Genomic DNA, 25,047 nt, shown 5'->3' on the forward strand with positions numbered 1-25,047 from the left:
AATCGTGGAGCTCAACAACGAATTCCGGGTCGCGGTGCCGGCGGCGAAAACCTGGGAGGTGCTCACCGACGTCGAGCGCGTCGCACCCTGCCTGCCCGGCGCCACCCTGCTGAGCGTCGACGGTGACGACTTCACGGGTGCGGTCAAGGTGAAGGTCGGGCCGATCACGGTGTCCTACAAGGGCGATGCGACATTCCAGGAGAAGGACGCGGCAGCACAGCGGGTGGTCCTCAAGGCCAACGGCAAGGAGACCCGCGGCAGCGGCACCGCCTCGGCGGTCGTGACCGCACAGCTCAAGGATGAGGGCGCCGATTCCACACTGGTCGTGGTCACCACTGATCTCGCCATTTCCGGCAAGGCAGCCCAGTTCGGCCGGGGCGTGCTGGCAGACGTGGCCGGCAGCCTGATCGACCAGTTCGCCCGCAGCCTGGAGGCCGAGCTGGTCGGCGAGACGACGCAGGCCCAAACCGGCTCGGCCGCAACAGCCGCCGAACAGCCGGCCCAGGAGGCCGCCCCGATCAACGCACTCGCGCTGGCCAAAGTGATGGCCGTGCCGATGGCCAAACGCTTCGCCCCGGCGATCGGCGCGGCCGCGGCCGCAGGCGTGCTCGGCTTCCTGATCGGCCGGACCGGACGTAACAAGCGAAAGTCCAGTGGGCTGAGCACCGAGGACCTGCAGGCCGCACTGCTGCGGTTGGTGTCATGAAACCCGCCCCCTTCACCTATCACCGGCCCACCTCGGTCGCCGAGGCAGTCGGCATGCTGAGCGAGTACGGCGAAGACGCCAAGGTCCTGGCGGGTGGTCAGAGCCTGGTGCCGATGCTGTCGATGCGCCTGACCCACTTCGACAACCTGATCGACATCTCACGACTCTCCGAACTGAACGACATCGCGCTGCAGGACAATGAGGTTCGGATCGGTGCGGCCACCCCGCACGCCATGGTGGGACTGGACGACGAGATCGCCGATTCGGTGCCGCTGCTGACCCTGGCCACACCGCACATCGGCCACTTCCAGATCCGCAGCCGCGGCACGCTGGGCGGGGCGATCGCGCATGCCGACCCGGCGGCAGAGTACGCGGCTGTTGCCCTGGCACTCGACGCCACGATCGAGGCGACCTCATCCCGCGGCACCCGGGCCATTCCGGCCGCCGAGTTCTTCACCGGCCTGTGGGAGACCGCGCTGGACTCAGACGAGATCCTCACCGCGGTGCGCTTCCCGGTGGCATCGGGCCGCAGCGGTTTCGGGATCGCCGAATTCGCACGGCGACACGGCGATTTCGCGATCGCCGGCGCCGTCGTCGGAGTCGAACTCGATGAGGACGACCGGATCTCCCGCTGCGGCATCGGACTGCTCGGGCTCGGCTCCACCCCGCTGCGGGCCACCGCGGCCGAAGCGGCGGTGGTCGGCACCCCGATCGGCGGCCTCACCGCCGACGAGATCGGCCGGATGGCGATGCCCGAACTCAGCGACATCCCCGCCGACCTGCAAGGCTCGGCGTCATACCGGGCCCGGGTGGGGGCCGCCATGGTATCCCGCGCCTGGACCCAGGCAACCACGCACGCCGAGGAGGCCCTCAATGCATGAACTGCCGGTTGCGGTTTCGGTCAACGGACGGGACTACCAGGGGGTGGTCGAGCCCCGCGTCACGCTGGCCGACTTCCTGCGGGACACCTGCGGTCTCACGGGTACCCACCTCGGCTGCGAGCACGGCGCCTGCGGCGCCTGCACGGTTCTGCTGGACGGGCAGGCCGTCCGGTCCTGCCTGCTGTTCGCGGTTCAGGTGGACGGACAGGAAGTGACCACGGTCGAGGGAATCGCCGGACCGGACGGCGAGCTGTCCCCGGTGCAGTCCGCGCTCAAGGAGTGCCACGGGCTGCAATGTGGCTTCTGCACACCGGGATTCGTCACCTCGATCACCGCGATGCTGCGCGACAACCCGAATCCCACCGATGGCGAGATCCGCGAGGGGTTGTCGGGAAACTTCTGCCGCTGCACCGGGTATCAGGGCATCGTGACCGCCGTGCACCGGGTTTGCGAACACGCTGACGGCAACGCGGAGCTCGACTCGGCCGGTCAACAGTAGGCCGACTCATGGCGGCACCGACCGCATGAAAGCCGGGGCCGGCCTTCCGGTGTAGGCCCCGGCCACGCGCCACCGAGTCAGTCGGGGACGACGCCGCGCAGGCCGTCGGCGCCGTACAACGGCTCGAGCATTCCCGAGATATCCGGCCCGCGGCGCAGCGCGTGTCCGCCGTCCACCCCGATGGCCTGGCCTGTGATCCAGCCCGCGGCATCGCTGAGCAGGAACACCGCCAAGTTGGCGATGTCCTCGACCTCGCCGAACCGCGGCATAGGCGTGCAAGCTTCGTAATCGTCGCGGGCTGCGGGGAGCTCGAATACCGGGCCGACCATCTCGGTGCGGGTAAGACCCGGACGAATGCTGTTGAACCGCACGGAGGACGGCCCGAGCTCGTCGGCGGCCAGCTTGAGCAGGTGGTCGAGCGCGGCCTTGCTCACCCCGTATGCACCGAACCAGCGATGGGTGTTGCTCGAGGCGATCGACGAGATGCCGACGAACGAGCCGCCGCCGCCCCGAACCATCTCCCGGCCCGCGTGCTTGATCAGGTACATCGTGCCGTTGACGTTCAGATCGACGGTCTGGCGCCACAGTTCGGAATCGATCTGGGTGATCGGACCGATGGTCAGCGACCCGCCTGCGCTGTGCACGACACCGTGCAACTGGCCGTTCCATGCGGTGGCCGCGTCGACCGCCCGGCGAACCTCGTCTTCGTTGGTCACGTCGGCAGGCTCATAGCGGACCGATCCGGGCCCCTGGGCATTCAGCTCGTCAGTGGCGGCGCTGAGCTTGTCGGCATTGCGCCCGATCAGCAGGGCGTTGCCGCCGGCGGCGACGATGGCGGCCGCGGAAGCCTTGCCGATACCGCTGCCGCCGCCGGTGACCAGATAGGTTCGACCCTCTAACGAAATCTGCATGGTCATGGTGTATCACGCCGGGCGGGCTTGGGAGCCCCCAATGTCCGCCAGTCGGGAACATCTGGCGGCATACCCACCGGCCAGCGATTCTCGTTGGCCGACGCCCAGTGCGCGTGCCCGAGTTCGTGAATGTGGAAGGCATGCCGAAGCGCTTCGGTGAAGCCCATCGCATCACTGGCTGCGTTGACGGAATCCTTGACCAGTAACGCCGCCATTGTCGGCCGGTCGGCTATGCGCCGCGCGAATTCCAGTGTCTTGTCTTCGAGTTCGTCGCGCGCGAAGACCTTGGACACCATACCCAGCCGGTAGGCCTCATCGGCGTCGATCGAATCACCGGTCAGCAGTAGCTCTTTGGCCTTGCGGGCACCGAATTCCCATGGGTGGGCGTAATACTCGACTCCCGGCATTCCCATCCGCACCCCGACGACGTCGCTGAACTTGGCGTCGTCGGCGGCCACGATCAGGTCACAGGCCCAGATCAGCATCAAGGCCGCGGAGATCGCGTTGCCCTGCACCTGGGCAATGGTGATCTTGCGCAGATCACGCCAGCGCCGGGTGTTCTCGAAGTAGAAGTGCCACTCCTGCAAATAGGTTCGTTCGGCGACACCGGCGGCGGTGGCGCCGTGCGAGCGGAAGGTCGGGTGTTGAGTCGGCCCTGGCTGACGTTCGGCCAGCGCCTCTTCGGAACCGAGGTCATGCCCAGCCGAGAAGTTCTTCCCACGTGCAGCCAGGATCACCACACGGACCGCGTCATCGGCCTCGGCGCGCCCGAACGCCTCGTCGAGCTGCACCAGCAGGGTCCGGGACTGGGCGTTTTGCGCATCCGGACGGTTCAGCCAGATCCGGGCGATGCGTCCGTCGTCGAGCGTCTCGTATTCGACCTGGCGGGCTGTGTCATCGGGACTGACCATTTCGGACCACCTCTTAGGCACGGTAAGTAAGTTACGGAATGCAGATTACGTGTATCGCGTAATCGCGCTCACACCGGGATCACAGCTACTACGCAGTCGCCTCACAGCACCGCCGGGTGAAACCTGGGCGCCAGGCCGATTCACGCCCGTTTTCCCTTGTAGGGCGTAGACTTCCGGAATGTCACAGCCCCGCCGCCGACCGGCCGTGGAGACCACATCGGCCGGTCGTCCAGCAAATCGCACAGCGCCCTAGAGAAAGCACGGCCATGGCCATCCTCCCGCTTGTCGCCCGCCGCTTCGCCGTCGCGGTGGGCATCGCCACGGCCGTCGCCGCGGCCCCGGTCCTGACGGCCCTGTCGACACCCTCTCAAGCACTGGCCTCGTGCCCCAACGGGGAGACCGAGGACACCTTCACCAACGTGTGCGTTCCCGACATCGTGCCGAACTCCCCGGGCAATTTCACCGGCATCGCGGGCAACCCCAACCTGCCTGCGGTCAACGCGCCGGATGGTGGCGGCTCCATCCCGTGCACCGGCGCCAATTCGGGTGAGTGCATCGGCCTGGCCGAGGAGCAGCAGGCCCAGGGGCCGCAGCCGGTCCCAGAGTCCTCCGTCGGCAGCAGCCCGACCGTGCACGGTTCCATCGGCTGACACAGCGCTACGACAGAGACCGCACAGTAAACCTCCAGCAGCCCTAGACTGCTGGTGTGAAATCCGTCGTCGCGCCCGTCGCGCTGGCTGTAGCCGGTGCCGGTTGCGCACTGTCCTTGTGGCTGGGGACGCCGGTCGCCCAGGCAACGTGCACAACCGGTGAGGAAGCGGACGTCTACACGACCACCTGCACGCCTTTCCTGGTGCCGAATTCGCCGTCGCCGTTCAGCGGCATCCCGGGCAATCCGGATTTGCCTGCGGTGAATCTGCCCGGCGGAGGCGGAGCCATCCCGTGCACCGGCCACAACGCCGGCGAATGTATCGGCCTGGCCGAGGAGGACGAGGCCGAAGGTCCACGACCCATTCCGCGTTCAACGATCAGCGCCAGCCCCTAGCGCCTCGGGACGGATTCCCAGCCAACTCGTAGATCGGATGCAGATATCCCACAGCGTCCATAGAATCTCACCAACAGACAATCGAATACCTAGAGAAAGCGTGACGATGGCAACCTTCCCGATCTCGATGCGACGACTGATCTTTGCCGGCGGATTTGCACTCGCTGCGGCCGCCGCGCCGGCGATCGTCGCGTTCTCCGCCCCGGTGTCCTCCGGCCCGGTGCTGGCCTGCCCGACCGGCGAAGAAGAAGACCTCTACACCGGCAACTGTGTTCCGCACACCGTGCCGAATTCCCCGAGCAGCTTCAGCAGCATCCCGGGCAACCCGAACCTGCCCGCTGTGAACGAGCCCGGCGGCGGCGGTTCCATCCCATGCACCGGTGCCAACTCCGGGGAGTGCATCGGCCTGGCCGAGGAACAGCAGTCCCAGGGGCCTCAGGCGGTCCCGGAGTCCACCGTCGGCAGCAGCCCGACAGTGCACGGTTCCATCGGCTGATGGCGTGAGGCGGCCGGGCCTGTCCCGGTCGCATACAGTTGTGTCATGCCTGCGAAATCTGAAACCGCCGAGATCGACGACGTCGAGCCCCTGGCCGACAGCACGGCCAGCCAGGCCCGCCGGGTCGTGGCGACCTACGCCACCGACGCCGACGAGTGCCGGATGTTCCTGTCCATGCTCGGCATTGGGCCTTCGAAAACCGAGGCGTAGGTGAGCCCGGAAGGTGGCCGCAAGGCCGCCTCCGGTAGCTCCGACTTCGTGGTGGTGGCCAATCGGCTGCCCATCGACATGGAGCGGTTGCCGGACGGCAGCACGACATGGAAACGCAGTCCCGGCGGACTGGTGACGGCGCTGGAACCGCTGCTGCGTAAACGCCGCGGCGCATGGATCGGCTGGGCCGGCATCCCCGACAGTGGCGACGAGCCGATCGTCGAGGAAGACCTGCAGCTCTTCCCGGTGGAATTGTCCGCCCAAGATGTTGCGGACTACTACGAAGGGTTCTCGAACGCCACGCTGTGGCCGCTGTATCACGACCTCATCGTCAAACCCGTGTACCACCGCAAGTGGTGGGACGCCTACGTCGAGGTGAACCGGCGTTTTGCCGAGGCGACGGCCCGCGCAGCCGCACCCGGTGCCACCGTCTGGATCCAGGACTATCAGCTGCAACTCGTCCCGAAGATGCTGCGGATGCTCCGCCCCGACCTCACCATCGGCTTCTTTCTGCACATCCCCTTCCCACCGGTCGAACTGTTCATGCAGATGCCATGGCGCAGCGAGATCGTCGAAGGCCTGCTCGGCGCCGATCTGGTCGGATTCCATCTGGCCGGCGGCGCGCAGAACTTCCTGGTCTTGGCGCGGCGCCTGATCGGGGCCAACACCTCACGCGCCTCGATCGGTGTGCGCTCACGCTTCGGCCAGATCTCCTACGGCTTCCGCACCGTCACGGTCGGAGCCTTCCCCATCTCCATCGACTCGGCAGATCTGGATGCCAGGGCGCGCAACCGCGCGATCCGGCAACGCGCCCGGCAGATCCGCGCCGAGCTCGGCAACCCCCGCAAGATCCTCCTCGGCGTCGACCGGCTCGACTACACCAAGGGCATCGATGTCCGGCTGCACGCGTTCTCCGAGCTGCTCGAAGAGCAGCGGGTCAAACGCGACGACACCGTCCTGGTCCAATTGGCGACACCCAGCCGCGAGCGTGTCGAGAGCTACAAGGCGATGCGGGAGGACATCGAGCGTCAGGTCGGGCACATCAACGGCGAGTTCGGCGAGGTCGGGCATCCCGTCGTGCACTACGTGCACCGCCCGGTGCCGCGCGACGAGCTCATCGCGTTCTTCGTCGCCGCCGACGTCATGCTGGTCACGCCGCTACGCGACGGGATGAACCTGGTGGCCAAGGAGTACGTGGCCTGCCGCAGTGACCTCGGCGGGGCGTTGGTGCTGTCCGAGTTCACCGGTGCGGCCGCCGAGCTGCGTCAGGCCTACCTCATCAACCCTCACCATCTGGAGGGCGTCAAAGACGCCATGGAGGCTGCGCTGGAGCAGAGCCCCGAAGAGGGCAAGCGGCGCATGCGCGCCCTGCGCCGGCAGGTATTGGCCCACGACGTCGACCGATGGGCCCGCGCCTTCCTCGAGGCGTTGGGAAACTCGAACCCAGCGTGAGCGCTGGGCCGCGTCAGATCGGATTGATCGCGTTGATCAGCCAGTTGCCGTCCACCTTGCGGTAGTCGACCTTCAGTCGGCTGCCGTCGTACAACGGTTGGCGGGACTTGTCGGTCACCGTGCGGTTCATGTACACCAGCACCGATCCCGACTCACGTTGGGCGGTCATCACCCCGACGCCCACGACGCTGATCTGCACCACGAGCTGACGCTTGCGTGCCTCAGGGATCACCTTGGCGGTGGCATCCTCTTCGAACTTCTGCCGGAAGCCCGGGGCGAGCAGCGGATATGTCTCCGTCAAGCTGCGCTCGACGGTCTGATAGTCGTAGCCGAACACCTTGGGAATCTGATCGGTCGCCAGGGTAGGCAGTTCGGCCCGGGTTACCGCCTGGGCGCGTTGCATCACCCGGTTCCAGTACAGCGAGCCGCCGACCCCCGCCGCTGCCACGAACGCCACGGTCAACAGGCCGATCAGCAAGGCAGTGAGTTTAGAGCGCATCAGTTTCCACCGTCGGGGTACTTGAGGTCGTATCCGGTCATGTGCCCGTTGTCGTCCTCGTGCACGATCACGCGCAACCGGTACGGCCGGGTCGGCGAATTGACCCCGTCCATGTCGGCGACCGTCACCCGCACCGCCACCAGCACCGACGCGTTTCCGGCGATCTCGTCCACCTTCTCCAACGCAGCGCCGTTCACCACGGCCTCCGAGCTGGCATTGGTGTCGCGGAACAGTGCCTTGAGATTGTCGGCGTTGTTGCCCTGGCTCATCATGTCGCGTAACGGGCCGCTGGTCCCGTCGATGAAGCGATTGACGCTCTCATCGATGGTGTCCTGCGTGTAGCTGAACATGTTGATCACTGTCTGCTTGCCGGTGTCGACGAAGCGCTCATTGCGGGATTGCTCGGCGTCGACGTTGCGCTGCTGGTCGCGCATGACGTAAACCAGCGCGCCCAGCGCCGCGGTCGCCACGGCCAGCACCAGGACCGTCACCAGCGCCACCAGCCGGCTGTGGGCACGCCGCCGCGGCGGCGGTTTGACCGGCGTCAGCTTCGGCGCCCTGGCCTCCGTGGTGGTCGCAGCGTCAGCCACAACACTGGTGGTGGTCACCTCTGCGACGACGCCGGCACCGGTAGGGCCGGCCGCCCTGGACGCGCGCCTACGCGCCGGCCTCTGGTTCGAGGCCGTTTCTTCCGTCATCAAGCCTGCCTTGGATCCAACATCAGATCTACCCAGGTCTCCGCGGGTCGCAGATTCTCAGCACCAGCCGCATAGACACCGGTGCCTCCGTCGGCGTCAGCGAAGACCCCACTGTGCTGATCGTAGGTGCCCGTCATGGGTGCGCTGGCCACAGGTGGTGCCTCCGCAGGCAACGGCGCCTCCGGAGCCGGAGCCGGTGCCGGTTCGGGTGCACCCGGGGGCGTCCGGCCGTAGGGCGGCACGATCTGGTCCGGCGGCGCGAAGTACGGCCACGGCGGGGGTTGGGGGCCCGGCTTGTTCGGCGGAACCGGCAGCGGGAACGGCGCATGCGGCGCGGGGCCGGGGCCCGGCTGGGCACCTGGCGGCAGCTGCACTACCGGTGGCCCCGGGTCCGGATCCACCTGCGGCGGGATATTCGGGAACTTGTTGGGCGGCAAGATGTTGCGCCCGTCCTCGATCGGGGTGCCGTACGGCACCGGCGGACCGCGCCATGGGTTGGAGCCCACCGGAATGTAGCCGTTGGGGTCGCGGCACAACTGGATCGTGGGGGCACGTTTGCCCGGGAACTCCTGGCACGGGTAGTTGCGCGCGCCACGGACCACGGCTGGATCGTTCTGTGCGGTCTTGCAGTACAGATCTGTCGGCAGATCCCGCAGTGTGAGGTCTGCCGGGGAGCGGATCTGGGTCGGGGGGATGAAGCCGGTCAGGCACGGTGGCGCGTCGCCGAGATCCACCTTGAAATCGAGCTTGCCGCCCTCATCGGTGGGCACGCCACCGGCCACCGTGTTCAGCGCGGCCATCAGGGCCGGGAAGATGACCAGCGCCTGCTCGAGCGACTTGCTGTAGATCACGCCGATCCGGCCGAAGTTGGCCAGGTTGGCCGCCAGCACCGGGAACGTCGGACGGATGCCGCTGAACGCGGTGTTGGCCGCCTCGGTGGTGCCGGGAACGGTCTTGAGGGTGGTGCGCAGCTGCGGGTCCGCCTTGTTCACCTCGCCGGTGAACCGGGCCAGTCCGTCGGCCAGCGACCGGATGCTGTCACCGCTGCGCATCTGGGCTTCCAGGAAGGGGCCGGCCTGGTCGATCAGCTGGGTGGTCTCGCCCGCGTTGGCATTGGCCTCGTCGATCAGCAGGCGCGACGACTCGATGAGCCGTGCCAGTTCCGGCCCGGACCCGTTGAATGCCTTGAAGGTTTCGCGCAACAGATCCTGCAACCGGCTGTTCCCGATACTGCTGACCAGTGTGTCGGCCTCGTGCAGCATGCCGGCGATGTCCTGGCCTACGCGGGTGTTCGCCTGATCGATGGAGCCACCGTTGCGCAACTTGTCGGTCGAAGGCGACTCCGGCGGAATCAGATCGATGTACTGCTCACCCACCGCCGAGACGCTCTTGACCGTCGCGGTGACGTTCTTGGGTATCGCCGTACTGCTGTTCAACTGCATCCGGGCGACCACGCCATCGGAAGCCAGCCCCACCGAATCCACCCGGCCGACCGTCACGCCCCGATAGGTCACGTTGGCGTTCTCGTAGATCCCGCCGCCGGTCACGAAGTTGGCGTTCACGTGATAGGTACCGATGCCCACCGCGGCGGGCAGATGCAGATAGAACAGCGAGATCGCACCGACGGTCAGAACCGTGACGACCCCGAAGATCATCAACTGCATACGGGTCAGCCGGTCGATCATTGCGGCTTCTCCTCGTGCTGGGTGGCGGTTCCGGCAGGGATCTTGAACGGGTCGGCAGCCTGCCCGGACAGGTTGGCCATCTGCCCGGTCAGCCAGTCCGGCGGATTGATCACTTCACCCAGGTGCTTCATGTTCGGGTCGAACCCGCCGGTGGTGAAGATCGACTCGCCGAATCGGCGCAGCGTCAGGTCGAACGTGACGAACACGTTCAGGTAGTCACCGCGAACCGCGTTGCGCAGGTACTTGTAGTGGAACGGGAAGGTCGGCAGGAACTCCAGGTCCTTGATGAAATCGTCGGCATTGTCGTTGAACGCCTTGATCACCGGGTAGAGATCCTTGATGTCGGCCGCGAAATCGTCCTTGGTCTCAGACAGGATCCGCGAACCCACCTGGGCGAAACCGCGCAGTGCGGTGAAGGCCTCGACGATGTTGGACCGGTTCTCGTTGAGCACCTTCAACGCGCCGGGCAGCGTATCGAGCGTGCGGCCCAGATTGTCCTTGCTACGGGCCAAAATCGACGCGAAGCGGTTCAACCCGTCCGCCGCGGCGATGATGTCGTTGGTCTGTTGATCCAACGATGCGGTCAGCTCGGCAAGGCGCGGGATCAGCTCGGCGAAGCTTCCGGCCCGTCCGGCCACCGCGGCGTACGCCTCATCGGTGATGTCCTGCAGCGCACCGAGATTGCCCTTGTTCACCACCATGCCCAGCGAGGACAACACTTCCTCGGTGGTCGGGTAGCGGCTCACTTTCGACAGCGCAAGGTTGGCCCCCTCGCGCAGCTGCCCCTCCGGAGGCTCGTCGACCGGGTCGGACAACTGAACGTGCTGCGAACCGAGGAGCGACGTCTGGGCAACGCGCGCAACGGCATTCGCCGGAAGCTTCACGTCCCCGTCCAGCGACAGCTGCACCGCCGCGTAGAAGCTCCCGTCCGGACGCTGCATCGCGTCCAGGCCCGACACACTGCCGACCGTGACGTCGTCGACCATCACCGGTGAGTTCTGCGGCAGGGTCGCCACATCGGGCAATTCCACCGTCACCGTGTAGGACCCCGCTCCGTGCCCTGCGGTACCGGGCATGTTGAGCGAGTTGAGTCCGCCGAACTGGCAGCCGGCCAGCAGCATCGCACCACTGCCGATCGCCAGCGTCCGTCCGCCGAACCGGGATGCCTTACCCCTCAATGCTCTACCCCTCATCATCCGCCGGCCCCAGCTTCAGCGGGAGCGGCCGCAGGTCCTGGCGCGGGCTCGGCAGGAGCAGGCGCGGGTCCGGGCGCGGGGCCCACCCCTGTTCCGGCTGCGGGTGCGGGTGCATCCGGTGGCAGGATCAACGAACTCAGCGTCGCGTCCGGCGGGATCTGCGGCGGCGTCACGCCCGGGGCGTTCTGCCACTGCAGGTACGGCACCGGCGTCTCCGACTTGGCTTCCGTCTCCGGGGTGTCGTAGATGATCTGCCCCTTGTAGGCCGTGATGCTGTTCACCGGGTGGAACAGCACCGGCGGGTAGTTCATCGTGATGCGCCGCAGCACCGGGCCCATTCGCTGCCTGCAGATCTCGGCGCGCTTGTAGTTGTCCGGGTTGGCACCGACATCGAACGTGCCGCCGCAGATGAACTGCGTGGGGTTGGCGAAGTTGGGCAGTGACAGCAGACCACCCACCGTGCCCTGAGCCGGGTTGTAGATGTTGTAGAAGTTGGCCAGACCGTTGGGTGTGACGTGCAGGATCTGCTCGATATCGTCACTGTGATCGGTGAGGATCTGGGTGAAATCGGCGAGCTTGCCCACCTGCGCGATCAGCGCCTCGTTGTTCTCGTTGAGGAAACCGCGGACATCGCCCAGCGCCTGGTTCAGCGTGGTCAGGGTCTGGTCGAGGCCATCGGAGCTGTCGGCCAGCACCTGCGACACGGATGCCACGTGATTGGTGAACTGCACGATCTGCTCATTGCTGTTGGACAATGCGTCGACGAGAACCTGGAGGTTCTTCACCGTGCCGAACAGGTCGGTGCGGGAATCGCCCAACCGGCCTGCGGTCTGGGACAACTCACGCAGTGCGTCGCGGAACGAGTCGCCGTTGCCGTCGAACGTGGTGGCCGCCTGATCGACGAACGCCGCGATCGGGCCCTGAACCGAGCCGGGCTGCGGACCCAGTTGCGAACTGAGCTGGGTGAGTTGCTCTTTGACCTCGTCCCACTCGACGGGCACGCCCGTACGGTCCAACCCGATCGATGCACCGTCGGCCATCACATCGCCTTCGGTGTAGGCCGGTGTCAGCTGGATGAACCGGGCCGACACCAGGTTCGGCGACAAGATCAAGGCCTTGGCATCGGCAGGCACCTTGATGCCACGGTCGAGAGTCATCTCGATCTTGACGTCCGAGGGCCTCGGCTCGATCGAGTCGATCGTGCCGACTGGAACGCCGACGATGCGCACCTCGTCACCGGGGTACAACCCGACTGCGTTGGTGAAGTACGCCGTGAGTTTGGGGCCGGTACGCGACGGCCACACCTGGTACACACCTACTGCCAGCGTGACCAGCAGCAGCGCAGCCAGCGCGGTACGTACCCAGCGGCTCCGGCTGGACACCGGATTATCTTGTGTCATGGCGATTTCGGCCTAATGATCGTCCGTTCGGCAATGTATCCACGCAGCATGTCGGCGAGGCTGTCGGGCAGCTTCCCCGGCTGGAAGTAGGTATCGAGCAGCACCTCGGAGATCGCTGCCGGCGGCAGGCCGTACAGGTTGATGTTGAAGCCCGGGCCGTTACCGACCACCTCGGCGAGCGCTGTTGCGTACGGCGGCAGACGGCGCAGCGCCTCACCGATGTGCTCGCGCCGCTCCAGCAAGTTGTCCATCACCAGGTTGAGATTGTCGAGCGCCGGTTTGAACTCTTTGCGGTTGTCGGCGACGAATCCCGAAAGCTGCTTGGAGACATCGTCGATGCCGGCGATCAGGTTGCTCAGCGCCTGTCGACGCTCGTCGAGCGCGGCGAACAGCTGGTTGCCGTCGGTGACCAGCTGGTTGACCTGGCCGGCGCGCGCCGCCAACAGGTCCGAGACCCGCTTGGCGTGTGCGAGCAGCCCCTCGAGGGCTTCGTCGCGCTTGTTGATGCTGCGCGACAGGTTGGCAACCCCGTCCAGCGCGCCCCGCAACTGCGGCGTGGCATCGCGCAGTGTGTCGGTCAGCGTCGCCAGCGCCTGTTCGAACCTCGGCTTGTCCAATTCAGCGGCATTGTGCCCGAGATCCTGCAACGCGGTGTTCAGCGTGTAAGGAGTTGTGGTGCGCCCCAACGGGATAACCGTCGAACTCCCGCTGCCCTTCGGTGTCACCGACAGGGACTTCTGTCCGAGCACCGTTTCGGTCTTGATCGCCACCAGCGACTGATCGCCGATCTTGATGTTGCGATCCACCGTGAAGCTGACCTTGGCGGCGTCACCGGCCAGCGCCACGTCGGTGACCTTGCCGACCGCGATCCCGGAAACGTTCACATCGTTACCCGGGTCGATCCCGCCGGCGTCGCTGAAATACGCCTCGTACTGCTTGCCCTGCGGGAAGAAGGGCAGACCGGTATAGCCGAAGGACACCAGCACCACACACGCCACCAGGGCGATGCCGAAGATCCCGGTGCGTAGTGCTGTGTCGCCGTCGCGCCTAGCCATTGTCCGAACACCTCCCCTTCGACGGGTCCGGCGGACCGCCGAACGGAATCAGAATGTCGCTGCCGGCCGGACCGTTGACCTTCATCCGGATCGAGCAGTAGTAGATGTTGAAGAATGAGCCGTAGGCGCCAAGTGCGTTGAGCCGCAGGTAATTCTCGGCGAGCGGTTCGATGACCTTGTTGACGTCGGCCTTGCGTTCGTCCATGCGCTGGGCGAACGGGCGCGCGTTCTCGATGACCCCTTGCAGTGGGCGACGCGACTTCTCGAGCATGTCGGTCAGGTCATTCTCCGCCGAGGCCAGCGGCGCGATCGCGCCTGCGATCGGGTCGCGGCCCTCCGCGAGGCCGCTGATCAGCTTCTGCAGCTCGTCGACACTTGAGTCGAACTGCGCGCCCTTCTCGTCGACCGTACCCAGCACCGTGTTGAGGTTGGTGATCACGTCGCCGATCAGCTGATCGCGGGCGGCCAGATTCTGGGTGAACGCGCTCGTGCTGGTCAGCATGTTCGCCAGCGCCCCACCTTGACCCTGCAGCATCTCGATGATCGCGTTGGAGATCTCGTTGACCTTGTTGCCGTCAAGGCCTTTCATCACCGGCCGCAGTCCGCCCAGCAGCGCGTCGAGGTCCAGAGCCGGCTGGGTGTTCTGCTGCGGGAGAGTCCCGCCGGGCGGAAGCTTGCGCAATTCCCCTGGGCCCGAAGTGATCTCGAGGTACCGGTCGCCGACCAGGTTCTCGTAGCGCACCTTGGCCTGGCTCGATGTGTAGAGCTGGTAGCGCTTGTTGACCAGGAACCTCACGTCGACGGTGTTGTCCGCGTTCAGCTTGACGTCCTTGACGGTGCCCACCGGTACACCCGCGATACGAACATCCTGGCCGGCCTTGAGCCGCGACGCCTGGCTGAACGTGGCGTGATAGCCGTTCTCCGAGGCGAACCGGAATTCGCCGAACACCACCACGAGCATGGCCGCCACCAGCAGCATGGCAATCGTGAAGATGCTGACCTTGAGCATGGTCCGGTCTTTGCCCGCACTGGACGCCGCCATCAGAACCGATCCCTCTCCGCAAACGCACCATTGAACAAGAACTGCAGCGTCGCCGGGGCGTCGAACTGCACTTCGGTGTTCGGCTGGAACGGCACATAGGCGTTGTCGGTCACCAGGAACGGCGAGTGATACCAGCTACCGCCGTACTGCTTGGTCGGGATGTCGGGCAGACCGCGGCAGTTGGGGCCGCCCGACGCGTTCACGATCGGCAGACTCTCCGGGTAGGTATAGGCCGGGGAGCCAGGCAGGAAGTTCGACGACACGAACAGGCCGGGCCGGATTCCACCGATGATCGGCGCGAAGCGATCCACCGCGGTCGCGGTGCCTTTCAGCACACAGCCGAATTCCGGCGAATACTCACCGGCCACCTTCAGCGGGGCCCGCAGTCGCTGGATGGCGGCGATGTAGTCGTCCGCGGCCGGCTGCAGGGTCGCGGTGCCGTTGTTGGCCAGGCCGGTCGCGGCCAGCAACGTGGCGTTGAGATTGGTCTTTTCGTCGACGATGGTCTTGTTCAGGGCAGGCACGTTGTCGATCACCCGGGCCAGGTCAGGCCCGGCGTCGCCATAGATGTTGGTCACCACGGCGGCCTTGGCGAAGTCGTCCTGCAGCGTCGGCAACTTCGGATTGATCTGCGCCAGATAGCCGTTGAGGCCGGTGAGAGCCGCCCCGAGGTCGTCCCCGTGGCCACGCAGACCCTCACCGAGCGCGGTCAGGGTGGCGTTCAGGCTGACCGGGTCGATCTTGTTCAGCACATCCGACAGCGTCTGGAAGAGGGTGTTGACCTCGAGCTGCACGTCCTTGGCGGCCACGGTGCTACCGGGACGCAATGACGTCTGCTGCGGCTGGTCGGGCGGCAGGAACTCCACCGACTTCGCCCCGAAGATGGTGTTGCCCGCGATCCGCACGGTGGCGTTGGACGGGATGTACCGCATCTCGCCACGCTTGATGGACAGCGTCAGCTTCGCCTCGTTGCCGGCATAGGCGATGTCGGTGACCTTGCCGATCTGGATGCCCCGGTACTTCACCTTGGCGTCGCGCTCCATCACCAGCCCGGCCCGCGGCGCGGTCAGGCTGACGGTGTCGGTCGGCGTGAAGGCTGCTGTGTAGGACAGGTAGGTGAAGGCCACCGCGGCGGCCACGATCGCGGCCAGGATCGCGGCGGCGATCCTCACATGGCGGCGGTGCTTGGGATTTCCGTCAGACATAGAGATTCCTGCCACCTACCCGGAAAGGTTGAAGTTGCCGGACGCGCCGTAGACGGCCAGGGAGATGAACAGCGTGATGGTGACGACGACGATCAGCGAGGTGCGCACGGCCTGACCGACGGCGATGCCCACGCCGACGGGCCCACCGGAGGCGTTGTAGCCGTAGTAGGTGTGCACGAGCATCACCGCGATCGCCATCACGATCGCCTGAAGGAACGACCACAGCAGGTCGCTGGGTATCAGGAAGGTGTTGAAGTAGTGGTCGTACAGACCGGCGGACTGACCGTTGATGAACACCGTGGTGAACCTCGCGGCGAAGAACGCGGCCAGCACCGACAGTGAGTACAGCGGCACGATCGCGATCAGGCCGGCCAGGAGTCGGGTGGACACCAGGTAGGACACCGCGTGGACCGCCATCGCTTCGACGGCATCGATCTCCTCGGCCACCCGCATCGCACCCAACTGTGCGGTGGCGCCGGCGCCGATCGTGGCGGCCAGCGCGATACCGGCGATCACCGGGGCGACGATGCGCACGTTGAGGAACGCCGACAGGAAGCCGGTCAGGGCCTCGATGCCGATGTTGCCGAGCGACGAATAACCCTGCACGGCGATGACACCGCCGGAGGCCAGGGTGAGGAATGCCGCGACGCCGACGGTGCCGCCGATCATCACCAGGGCGCCCGCGCCCATCGTCATCTCGGCTACCAGTCGGATGGTCTCCTTGCGGTAGCGGTTGATCGCGTTCGGCAGGTACCGCATGGTCTCGCCGTAGAACAGTGCCTGCTCGCCGACGGTGTCGACGGCCTTGGGCACGCCGCGGAACAGCCGGCGGAAGCGAAGTGTGGCGTCATAGCTCATCGAACAAGCACCCGGACCCCGATTGCCGTCATGATCACGTTGATCACGAACAGGCAGATGAAGGCGTAGACCACCGTCTCGTTCACAGCGTTACCGACACCCTTCGGGCCTCCCTTTACGGTCAAGCCGCGGTAGCACCCGACCAGGCCGGCTACCACGCCGAACAGCAGTGCCTTGATCTCGGCCAGCACCAGTTCGCCGAGCCCGGTCAGCACTGTCAGGCCGTTGATGAAGGAACCCGGGTTCACGCCCTGCAGGAACACCGAGAAGACGTAGCCACCGGCCAGGCCGATCGCGCAGACCAGGCCGTTGAGCAGCAGCGCCACGAACGTCGAGGCCAGCACGCGGGGCACGACCAGGCGTTGGATCGGATCGATGCCCAGCACCCGCATGGCGTCGATCTCTTCGCGGATGGTGCGGGCACCGAGGTCGGCGCAGATCGCCGTGGCGCCCGCGCCGGCCACCACCAGCACGGTCACCACCGGGCCGAGCTGGGTGATGGTGCCGAAGGCGGTGCCTGCGCCGGACAGGTCGGCGGCACCGATCTCACGAAGCAGGATGTTGAGCGTAAATGCGACCAGGACCGTGAACGGGATGGCGACCAACAACGTCGGCACCAAGGAGACCCGCGCGATCATCCACGTCTGATCCAGGAACTCTTTGAACTGGAACGGTCGACGGAACATCTTGGCGAAGGTGTCCAAGGACATCTCGACAAAGCCGCCCACGGCCCGGGCCGGAACCGCAAGCTGTTCGATCAACCTGGGCTCCGTTCTCGGGGTACTCGGGTGGGGGAAATTCCGCGGAAATTCGTTTTAGCGAAATTCTGACGGCCACCTGACGTGGCCGCTCTCCCACCCCTTGGTCTTACGGTGCTCTTAGTGAGCCGGATCATATTAACTAGAACACGTTCGCACTGTCAAAGAAATGAAAATTCTCATGTCGGACGCCGTTTTTGCAGCTCAGGGCGCACCGACTGAACCCACAAGTTAGAACACGTTCTACTTCTATCGAGCACGGCCAACGAGACCGTCAGTCTCGTGAATCCATCAGCTCGGTCGCCGAGAATCCACTCCCGAAGTCACGACCAGCAAAGTAATCGTGCAGTGTCCCGCTGAGGTCTGCCGGGTTCCACGCATCGGAGTCCGCAGTGAAATGCTTCTCCGCTGTAGGGGGCGCGACCAACGTGACAGTTGGACCATAGACGATGAACAGCTGAGCGTTGACGGCTTCGGACGCAGGCGAGGCCAGGAATCGGACGAGGGTGACGACATGCTCAGTCGACAGCGGGTCGACCTGACCTCCGGCCTCTTCTGGCGCATCGCCGAACACGCCTGCGGTCATCGCGGTGCGGGCCCGCGGCGCGATCGCGTTGGCCCGCACACCGAAGCGTTCCAGGGCGCGGGCCGCCGACACCGTGAGTGCCGTGATGCCGGCCTTGGCCGCCCCGTAGTTGGGCTGACCCACCGGGCCCGACAGCCCGGCCTCCGACGAGGTGTTGATGATCCGGCCGTAGACGGTGCCATCGCCCGCCTTGGCCTTCGCACGCCAGTAGGTCGCGGCATTGCGGGTCAACAGGAAGTGACCCCGCAGGTGCACGGCGATGACCGCATCCCACTCCTCGTCGCTCATGTTGAAGAGGATGCGGTCACGGGTGATGCCGGCATTGTTGACGACGATGTCCAGGCCGCCCAGACCGTCCGCTGTGGAAACCAGCTCGTCGGCCGTCGATCGCTGGCTGATGTCCCCGGCCACCGCGACACCCTTGGAACCGGCTGCCGCGATCTCGTCGAAGACGTCCGATGCGTCCAGCGCGCCGGCCATGTCGTTGACCACCACGGTCGCCCCGGCCTTGGCCAGGCCGATGGCCTCGGCGCGGCCCAGGCCCGCCGCCGCGCCAGTGACAACGGCGACTTTTCCGGACAGATCGATCTGAGCGTCGTCAGTCATGGTTTATGAATACCTCTAGTCTTTTCGGATCAGGGCTGCGCGGGGGCATTCGGCGATGGACTGCTCGGCCAGGTCCTCCTGGCCGGCAGGCACCGGATCGGACTTGACCACGGCATAGTCGTCGTCATCAAGATCGAACAGATCAGGGGCAATACCCACGCACACCGCATTGCCTTCACAGCGATCACGGTCCACTTCAACTCGCATGGCGACCTCCTCAACACGTGTACGCACACGGGGCTGCGTGCGCGCAGCCACAGAATACGACCCCACCTGACCGATACCAGTGCAACACCGGCCTGGATCCTAAGACTAGAACGTGTTACAACCAGGTGAGAACTCAGGTCTTTCAAGCAGTGAGGATGCAGCGGAATGCGGATCGGTTACACCCCTGAGCAGGAGGAGCTGCGCCGCGAGTTGCGCGCATATTTCTCCAAGTTGATGACGCCCGAACGTGTCGAGGCACTCAACTCGTCCGAGGGCGAGATGGGACGAGGCAACGTCTACCGCGACACCGTCGCCCAGATGGGCAAGGACGGGTGGCTCACCCTGAGCTGGCCAAAGGAGTTCGGCGGCCAGGCGCGCCCGCCGATGGACGGGCTGATCTTCACCGACGAGGCCGCGATCGCCGGCGCCCCGGTGCCGTTCCTGACGATCAACAGCGTCGCGCCCACGATCATGCACTTCGGCACCGAGGAGCAGAAGAAGTTCTTTCTGCCCAAGATCGCCGCGGGCGAGCTGCATTTCTCGATCGGCTACTCCGAGCCCGGCGCCGGCACCGATCTGGCCGCGCTGCGCACCACCGCGGTGCGCGACGGGGATGACTACGTGGTCAATGGCCAGAAGATGTGGACCTCACTGATCGCCTACGCCGACTACGTGTGGCTGGCGGTGCGCACCAACCCCGAGGCCAAGAAGCACCGCGGCATCTCGATGCTGATCATGCCGACCACCGCCGAGGGCTTCTCCTGGACGCCGGTGCACACCATGTCCGGTGTCGACACCAGCGCCACCTACTACCAGGACGTGCGGATCCCGGCCACCAACCTGGTCGGCGAGGAGAACGCCGGCTGGAAGCTGGTGACCAATCAGCTCAACCACGAGCGGGTCGCACTCGTTTCGGCCCAGCCGATCTATGTGGCCCTCGACGGGGTCCGCGAGTGGGCGCAGAACACCAAGGACGTGCACGGCAAGCGGGTCATCGACTCCGAGTGGGTCCAGCTCAACCTGGCTCGGGTGCACGCCAAGGCCGAGGTGCTCAAGCTCATCAACTGGGAGCTGGCCTCCGCCGACGGCGCTCCGTCTCCGGCCGATGCGTCAGCGGCCAAGGTGTACGGAACCGAGCTCGCCACCGAGGCCTACCGCCTGCTGATGGAGGTGCTGGGCACCGCGGCGACGCTGCGTCCGGACAGCAAGGGCGCGCTGCTGCGTGGTCGCATCGAGCGGTTCCACCGCTCGGCGCTGATCCTGACCTTCGGCGGCGGCACCAACGAGATTCAGCGTGACATCATCGGCATGGTCGCGCTCGGCCTGCCCCGAGTGAACCGGTAAGGACGGCACACCATGGATTTCAAGACGACCGAAGAGGCCGCCGACCTGGGCGGCCTGGTGCGCACGATCACCGAATCGGTGTGCACACCAGAGCGTCAGCGTGAGCTCGACGGACTGGAGCAGCGCTTCGATGCCAATCTGTGGGCCAAGCTGATCGAGGCCGATGTGCTCTCGGCCGCGGCTCCGGAGTCGGTGGGCGGCGGTGGCCTGGGCGTGCTCGAGCAGACCGCCGTGCTGACCGCCCTGGGTCGCCAGCTGGCCGCCGTGCCCTACTTGGAGTCGGTGGTGCTGGGCGCGGGCGCGCTGGCCGCGTTCGGGTCCGAAGAGCTGCGCACCGAGTGGGCTCAGCCCGCCGTGGCCGGCGACAAGATCCTTGCGGTCGGCCTCGACGGCGAGATGGGTCAGGGTCCGGTGCAGGCGCAGTTGGACGGTTCCGGCTACAAACTCACCGGGACCCGCACCCAGGTGAACTACGGTCCGATCGCCGACGCCTTCCTCGTTCCGGCCGAAACCGAGTCCGGGGTCAACGTTTTCCTGGTCTCCGGAGACGATCCCGGCGTGACGGTCAGCCTGCTGAGCACGACCGGCAAGGGCAGCGTCGCCCATCTGGAGCTGCAAGGCACGGCGGTGGACGCTTCCCGCCTCGTCGGTGGGGCCGAGGTCGCGGCCTGGCTGACCACGCACGCCGCGCTGGGCCACAGCGCCTTCCAACTCGGTGTGCTGGAGCGGGCCCTGGAGTTGACATCCGAGTACGCCCGTGAGCGTGAGCAGTTCGACCGGCCGATCGGAAGCTTCCAGGCCGTATCCTCGCGGCTGGCCGACGGTTACATCGACGTCAAGGGTCTGCGTCTGACGTTGACCCAGGCCGCCTGGCGGTTGTCCGAGGATCTGCCCGCCGACATCGATGTCGCCAGTGCGGCGTTCTGGGCTGCCGAGGCCGGCCACCGCGTCGCGCACACGGCAGTACACGTGCACGGTGGCGTCGGCATCGACATGGATCACCCGGTGCACCGGTACTTCCTGGCCGCCAAGCAGACCGAGTTCGGGGTCGGCGGGGCCACCGGGCAGCTGCTGCGCATCGGACGTGAGCTCGCGGACACCCCGGTCTAGGGATGGGGGGTCCAACCGCAGGGCCGACGGTCACCGAGCTGCTCCTCCCCCTTGCCGGGGTCACCGACCGTGGCCTCTACCAAGAGGATTCGTTCGTCAGCTGGGCCGACCACATCGCCGCCGGTGCACAACTGGCCGCGGCGTTGCGGGCACGGTTGGACTCCCGCACGCGAGGAGGACAAAGGGCTGGAGCCAAACCCCCGCATGTCGGGGCGCTCCTCGGCAACACCACGTTTTTCTCCAGCCTGCTGGTGGCGGCGGGCCTGACCGGACTGGTGCCCGTCGGTCTCAACCAGACCCGCCGCGGTGAGGCACTGGCCCGTGACATCGCCAAGGCGGACTGTCAGCTGGTCCTGGCCGACGATCCCGACACGGTCCCGCCCGGGGTGGATTTCATCGACGTCGAATCTGACGACTGGGCAGCCGAACTCGCGTCGTACCGGGACACCCCGGTGACGTTCGCCGAGCTGGCGGCCGACGATCTGTTCATGCTCATCTTCACCTCCGGCACCAGTGGGGATCCCAAGGCCGTGCGGGTCACCCATGACAAGGTGGCTTTTCCGGGCCGGATGCTGGCCGAGCGGTTCGGACTGGGTGCGGCCGACACCGTGTACCTGTCGATGCCGCTGTTCCACTCCAACGCGATCATGGCCGGCTGGGCCGTCGCGGCCGCCGCCGGTGCGTCAATTGCGCTGCGGCGCAAGTTCTCCGCATCCGGTTTCATACCTGACGTCCGCCGCTACGGCGCCACCTACGCCAACTACGTCGGCAAGCCGTTGTCCTACATCCTGGCCACCCAACCGGCGCCCGACGATGCCGACAACCCGTTGCGGATCCTCTACGGCAACGAGGGGGCACCGCGGGACCTGAACCGGTTCGCCGAGCGCTTCGGGGTGACGGTGGTCGACGGATTCGGTTCCACCGAGGGCGGGGTGGCGATCGCCCGCACTCCCGACACCCCCGAAGGCGCCCTCGGCCCGCTCACCGACCAGGTGGCGATCGTCGACGTGGACACCGGTGAACCGTGTCCCCCCGGGACCGTCGGCGAGTTGGTGAACCCGACGGGTGCCGGGTGGTTCCGCGGCTACTACAACGATCCCGGCGCCGAGGCCGACCGTATGGCCGGCGGCGTCTACCACACCGGCGACCTGGCCTACCTCGACGAGGACGGCTTCGCGCACTTCGCCGGGCGCCTCGGGGACTGGATGCGGGTCGACGGCGAGAATCTGGGAACCGCGCCGATCGAACGAATCCTGTCGCGCCATCCCGATGTTGCCGAGGCCGCGGTCTATCCCATCCCCGATCCCGCGGTGGGCGATCAGGTGATGGCCGCGTTGGTTTTGACGCCGGACGCGACGTTCGACATCGACGAGTTCCGGCGTTTTCTGCACGAGCAGCGCGATCTCGGCCCCAAGCAGTGGCCGTCGTACCTGCGGGTCGGCGCCACGCTGCCGCGCACCGAGACGTTCAAGGTGATCAAGCGGCAGTTGTCGGCCGAGGGCACCGAGTGCGCCGACCCGGTGTGGCCGGTCGTCCGCTAGGGGCCGCGCGTTCCCTTGCCTTCGAGGGCGTGGTCGTCGATGGGCGACCAAAGGGCGGGGCCGTCAGATGTGTTTGCGCCCCAGCCCAGTTCGATCGCGGATGGGCCGCCATCTGGGGGAATCGAGTCGAACAGAAACCGTTGCGGCGGTAGCTCCGGGTCGAACGGTTCTGCGCCGAACGGCTCGGGATCCCAAAGATGTTCGACGTTGGGTGGAGTCAGGGTGCGCGGTTCGAAGTCGAAGTCGTTGTCCCTCTCCGAGTTCCATTGCGGGCCGGGCTGCGGGTCACGCTCCGAGCCGCACGCCAGGTCCCACCCCGGTTCCGGGGCCAGGTCCCAGTCGGGGTCCTGCGTCAGGTCCGGGGCCAGGTCCCACTCGTTGCCCCACTGCGGGTCACGCTCCAAGTCGCATGCTGGGTCCCGTGCCAGTTCCTGGTTCTCGTCCCGCTCGGGGCCCGGGGTCAGGTCGTTCTCTGGTTCCTGCTCGGGTGGGGTGAGCAGGAGTTCGGGGCGGTGGTGGTAGTTGATGCGGTGTTGACCGTGGTCCAGGCCTGGGGGTGGGTGCCATTCCACCTCGCCGTGGGCGTTGATCGTGGTGGCGTAGCCGCCGTCGGCGTTCACGAGGCGGTTGTGCGGGCCGCAGGCCAGGGCCATCTCATCGACATTGGTGTTGCCGCCGTCGGCCCAGTCCGCGGTGGCGTGATGGACCTGGGAACCGTAGGCACCCACCGCACAGCACGGTTTGGTGCAACCCCCGTCCCGGGCGATCAACATGATCCGCTGAGCCGGACTGGCGGTGCGGCGGGCCCGAAAATAATCCAGGGCCGCACCGGTGGCGTGGTCGAACACCGCCAAGTGGTGTTTGGCGTGACCGGCCATGCGGATGACGTCTTTGATCGGGATCTTGGTGCCCCCGCCGGTCACCCCGATCCCGGCACGCGATTCGAGGTCTTGCAGGGTGGTGCGGATGATCACCGCCACCGGTAACCCGTTGAGCTGACCCAATATCGTCATCAACGCGATGCGCCCGATCACCAGTAGCGCGTCGTGCTGGCGCTGCGCCAAGCTGCGGTGGTCGCAGTCGATCTGGGCTTGGGTAGGGGTGCCGCTGGTGCAGGGTTCGGGGTCGTCGGGATTGCACATGCCCGGGGCGGCGAACCTGGCGAACAGCACCTCCATGACCGCCGCCGCCTCGGGGGTGAGATTGGCCATCACAGCCGTCATCGCATCCCGGCCCTGTTTGGCCATGGTGACCCCGCGTTTACGGGCGCGTTCGGTGTCATCGGGTTCGGGCCCGTCCTGATCGAGCAGGAACAGTCGTAGTTCGGCGGTGTCTTTGAGTTCCTTGGGGCCCACCCCGACCGCGACCCGGACCAGGTCGGCCTCGAACTGGTCACGGGTCGCCACGTCGACGAACCCGGGTAACCGACTGACGGCGTCGCGCAGCACTTTGACGTGATCGGCGTTGATCAGGCCGGCGGCTTCGGCGGCGGTGACTGCGGGCAGCACCGGCGGTAGGGGTTCGCCGGTCAAGGCGCGACGCGGCCCCAGCTCGGCGGCCTCGGCTACGCGTCGGCCGGCTTCGGTGCTCGACAGGCGCCACCGGATGCGCAGCACCTCGTTCCACGACTTGGCCCCCAACTCTCGGGGTGTGGACTCAGCCTGCAACTGCGCCAGCAGTCGATGCCACGGCGAGGGCAGCTCAGGGCTTCGTACTCATCCATGACCGCCAGCAGTTCAGCCCGCGACAGCATCTCGAGATCACACGCGGCGAAGGTGTCGAACGCGGCCCGCAACACCGCAATCGCCTCAACCGCTGTGATGTATCAGGACATCGGTGACAGTTCTGCATCAGGACATGGGTGACAGTTGGTGTATCAGGACTTCGGTGACGGTTCTGTGGTCTTGGGGCGGGTTCCTGGGGGTCGGCCGTTGCCGACGTAGGTGATGCCGGGTGCGGGGCGGGTGTGCTCGGCGAGGACTTCGCCGTACAGGTCGGTGATGATGACCGCATCGCCAGTGTTGTTGCCGGCGCTGACGACGAGGACCTGCTCGAACGCGAGGTTCACGTCGACCTTGTAGGACACCGAGTCCAGGCCGATCGTGCCTGATGTGGTCACCGTTCTGAGGAGCGTGCCGGCAGGCAG

General features: G+C 66.3%; 26 protein-coding genes and 1 pseudogene. 11 read left to right on the top strand and 16 right to left on the bottom strand.

All coding sequences use genetic code 11. The features are described from left to right. The first annotated feature begins 4 nt into the window (after window positions 1-4). From E0T84_RS10545 to E0T84_RS10555, 3 genes are read left to right on the top strand one after another with little or no spacing between them, the layout of a single operon-like run. A complete protein-coding gene (locus E0T84_RS10545) occupies window positions 5-706 on the top strand; it encodes an SRPBCC family protein (protein ID WP_070185277.1) in 702 nt (233 codons plus the stop codon). Beyond that, on the top strand, window positions 703-1,587 hold the full coding sequence (locus tag E0T84_RS10550; RefSeq protein WP_138744417.1) for a xanthine dehydrogenase family protein subunit M: 885 nt from the start codon (window positions 703-705) through the stop codon (window positions 1,585-1,587). Before E0T84_RS10545 ends, E0T84_RS10550 begins: the two co-directional genes overlap by 4 nt. Continuing rightward, entirely contained in the window at window positions 1,580-2,086 is a 507-nt protein-coding gene (locus E0T84_RS10555) for a (2Fe-2S)-binding protein (RefSeq protein WP_138744418.1), read from the top strand. The genes E0T84_RS10550 and E0T84_RS10555 overlap by 8 nt, the downstream gene beginning before the upstream one ends. Before the next feature lie 77 nt (window positions 2,087-2,163). On the opposite strand, the gene E0T84_RS10560 is transcribed toward E0T84_RS10555, so the two are convergent. Both E0T84_RS10560 and E0T84_RS10565 read right to left on the bottom strand, forming a co-directional pair. Next, the gene (locus tag E0T84_RS10560) at window positions 2,164-2,997 is read right to left on the bottom strand and encodes an SDR family oxidoreductase (protein ID WP_070185301.1); all 834 of its coding nucleotides are present in this window, start codon (window positions 2,995-2,997) and stop codon (window positions 2,164-2,166) included. 2 nt (window positions 2,998-2,999) lie between these two features. Continuing rightward, complete coding sequence (locus tag E0T84_RS10565; RefSeq protein WP_070946215.1) at window positions 3,000-3,908, bottom strand: enoyl-CoA hydratase; 909 nt, start codon at window positions 3,906-3,908, stop codon at window positions 3,000-3,002. Window positions 3,909-4,174: 266 nt separating this feature from the next. Here E0T84_RS10565 and E0T84_RS10570 point away from each other — a divergent pair, with 266 nt between their 5' ends. The 5 genes from E0T84_RS10570 to E0T84_RS10590 all read left to right on the top strand — a co-directional run bounded on the left by E0T84_RS10570 (window position 4,175) and on the right by E0T84_RS10590 (window position 7,111). Then, window positions 4,175-4,558, top strand: coding sequence for an intersectin-EH binding protein Ibp1 (locus E0T84_RS10570; RefSeq protein ID WP_138744419.1), 384 nt, complete (start codon window positions 4,175-4,177; stop codon window positions 4,556-4,558). 56 nt (window positions 4,559-4,614) lie between these two features. Further along, the gene (locus E0T84_RS10575) at window positions 4,615-4,953 is read left to right on the top strand and encodes a hypothetical protein (protein ID WP_138744420.1); all 339 of its coding nucleotides are present in this window, start codon (window positions 4,615-4,617) and stop codon (window positions 4,951-4,953) included. Between the two features lie 106 nt (window positions 4,954-5,059). Beyond that, on the top strand, window positions 5,060-5,449 hold the full coding sequence (locus E0T84_RS10580) for an intersectin-EH binding protein Ibp1 (protein WP_138744468.1): 390 nt from the start codon (window positions 5,060-5,062) through the stop codon (window positions 5,447-5,449). Between the two features lie 45 nt (window positions 5,450-5,494). After that, entirely contained in the window at window positions 5,495-5,659 is a 165-nt protein-coding gene (locus tag E0T84_RS10585; RefSeq protein ID WP_097925806.1) for a hypothetical protein, read from the top strand. Further along, window positions 5,660-7,111: a trehalose-6-phosphate synthase gene (locus E0T84_RS10590; RefSeq protein WP_138744421.1), complete on the top strand. Its 1,452-nt coding sequence runs from the start codon at window positions 5,660-5,662 to the stop codon at window positions 7,109-7,111. Between the two features lie 13 nt (window positions 7,112-7,124). Here E0T84_RS10590 and E0T84_RS10595 read toward each other — a convergent pair whose 3' ends face one another. The 12 genes from E0T84_RS10595 to E0T84_RS10650 form a co-directional block, all read right to left on the bottom strand. Then, on the bottom strand, window positions 7,125-7,610 hold the full coding sequence (locus E0T84_RS10595) for a mammalian cell entry protein (RefSeq protein ID WP_138744422.1): 486 nt from the start codon (window positions 7,608-7,610) through the stop codon (window positions 7,125-7,127). After that, entirely contained in the window at window positions 7,610-8,308 is a 699-nt protein-coding gene (locus E0T84_RS10600) for a mammalian cell entry protein (protein ID WP_171054976.1), read from the bottom strand. Before E0T84_RS10600 ends, E0T84_RS10595 begins: the two co-directional genes overlap by 1 nt. After that, on the bottom strand, window positions 8,308-9,993 hold the full coding sequence (locus E0T84_RS10605) for an MCE family protein (protein WP_138744423.1): 1,686 nt from the start codon (window positions 9,991-9,993) through the stop codon (window positions 8,308-8,310). The genes E0T84_RS10600 and E0T84_RS10605 overlap by 1 nt, the downstream gene beginning before the upstream one ends. Next, a complete protein-coding gene (locus E0T84_RS10610) occupies window positions 9,990-11,114 on the bottom strand; it encodes an MCE family protein (protein ID WP_138744470.1) in 1,125 nt (374 codons plus the stop codon). Before E0T84_RS10610 ends, E0T84_RS10605 begins: the two co-directional genes overlap by 4 nt. 71 nt (window positions 11,115-11,185) lie before the next feature. Then, a complete protein-coding gene (locus tag E0T84_RS10615; RefSeq protein WP_138744424.1) occupies window positions 11,186-12,589 on the bottom strand; it encodes a virulence factor Mce family protein in 1,404 nt (467 codons plus the stop codon). After that, window positions 12,586-13,644 (bottom strand): virulence factor Mce family protein, encoded by a 1,059-nt coding sequence (locus tag E0T84_RS10620; protein ID WP_138744425.1) that lies wholly within the window; start codon window positions 13,642-13,644, stop codon window positions 12,586-12,588. Before E0T84_RS10620 ends, E0T84_RS10615 begins: the two co-directional genes overlap by 4 nt. After that, on the bottom strand, window positions 13,637-14,686 hold the full coding sequence (locus tag E0T84_RS10625) for an MCE family protein (RefSeq protein WP_138744426.1): 1,050 nt from the start codon (window positions 14,684-14,686) through the stop codon (window positions 13,637-13,639). The genes E0T84_RS10620 and E0T84_RS10625 overlap by 8 nt, the downstream gene beginning before the upstream one ends. Beyond that, window positions 14,686-15,891 carry an MCE family protein gene (locus E0T84_RS10630; RefSeq protein ID WP_138744427.1) on the bottom strand — a complete coding sequence of 402 codons (1,206 nt, stop codon included), beginning with the start codon at window positions 15,889-15,891 and terminating at the stop codon, window positions 14,686-14,688. The genes E0T84_RS10625 and E0T84_RS10630 overlap by 1 nt, the downstream gene beginning before the upstream one ends. A 15-nt stretch (window positions 15,892-15,906) precedes the next feature. Then, entirely contained in the window at window positions 15,907-16,749 is an 843-nt protein-coding gene (locus E0T84_RS10635; protein ID WP_138744428.1) for an ABC transporter permease, read from the bottom strand. Continuing rightward, window positions 16,746-17,510 carry an ABC transporter permease gene (locus E0T84_RS10640; RefSeq protein WP_003879810.1) on the bottom strand — a complete coding sequence of 255 codons (765 nt, stop codon included), beginning with the start codon at window positions 17,508-17,510 and terminating at the stop codon, window positions 16,746-16,748. The genes E0T84_RS10635 and E0T84_RS10640 overlap by 4 nt, the downstream gene beginning before the upstream one ends. 271 nt (window positions 17,511-17,781) lie before the next feature. Further along, window positions 17,782-18,699, bottom strand: coding sequence for a 3-oxoacyl-ACP reductase (locus E0T84_RS10645; RefSeq protein WP_138744429.1), 918 nt, complete (start codon window positions 18,697-18,699; stop codon window positions 17,782-17,784). A 15-nt stretch (window positions 18,700-18,714) separates the two neighbouring features. Beyond that, window positions 18,715-18,906 (bottom strand): ferredoxin, encoded by a 192-nt coding sequence (locus E0T84_RS10650; protein ID WP_070185302.1) that lies wholly within the window; start codon window positions 18,904-18,906, stop codon window positions 18,715-18,717. Window positions 18,907-19,071: 165 nt separating this feature from the next. On the opposite strand from E0T84_RS10650, the gene E0T84_RS10655 reads away from it, so the two are divergent. The 3 genes from E0T84_RS10655 to fadD17 are packed head-to-tail and all read left to right on the top strand — an operon-like array spanning window position 19,072 to window position 22,901. Further along, entirely contained in the window at window positions 19,072-20,250 is a 1,179-nt protein-coding gene (locus E0T84_RS10655; protein WP_070185294.1) for an acyl-CoA dehydrogenase family protein, read from the top strand. 12 nt (window positions 20,251-20,262) lie between these two features. Beyond that, the gene (locus E0T84_RS10660) at window positions 20,263-21,360 is read left to right on the top strand and encodes an acyl-CoA dehydrogenase family protein (protein ID WP_138744430.1); all 1,098 of its coding nucleotides are present in this window, start codon (window positions 20,263-20,265) and stop codon (window positions 21,358-21,360) included. Between the two features lie 2 nt (window positions 21,361-21,362). Beyond that, on the top strand, window positions 21,363-22,901 hold the full coding sequence (gene fadD17, locus E0T84_RS10665) for a long-chain-fatty-acid--CoA ligase FadD17 (RefSeq protein WP_138744431.1): 1,539 nt from the start codon (window positions 21,363-21,365) through the stop codon (window positions 22,899-22,901). 467 nt (window positions 22,902-23,368) lie between these two features. On the opposite strand, the pseudogene E0T84_RS10670 reads toward fadD17, so the two are convergent. Then, a pseudogene (locus E0T84_RS10670) lies at window positions 23,369-24,723 on the bottom strand (DUF222 domain-containing protein); the annotation flags it as partial. 54 nt (window positions 24,724-24,777) lie between these two features. Then, window positions 24,778-25,020: a hypothetical protein gene (locus tag E0T84_RS32265; RefSeq protein ID WP_249383617.1), complete on the bottom strand. Its 243-nt coding sequence runs from the start codon at window positions 25,018-25,020 to the stop codon at window positions 24,778-24,780. Window positions 25,021-25,047: the final 27 nt, after the last annotated feature.

The sequence above is a fragment of the Mycobacterium sp. DBP42 genome (genome assembly GCF_005924235.1).
Classification (GTDB): Bacteria; Actinomycetota; Actinomycetes; order Mycobacteriales; family Mycobacteriaceae; genus Mycobacterium; species Mycobacterium syngnathidarum.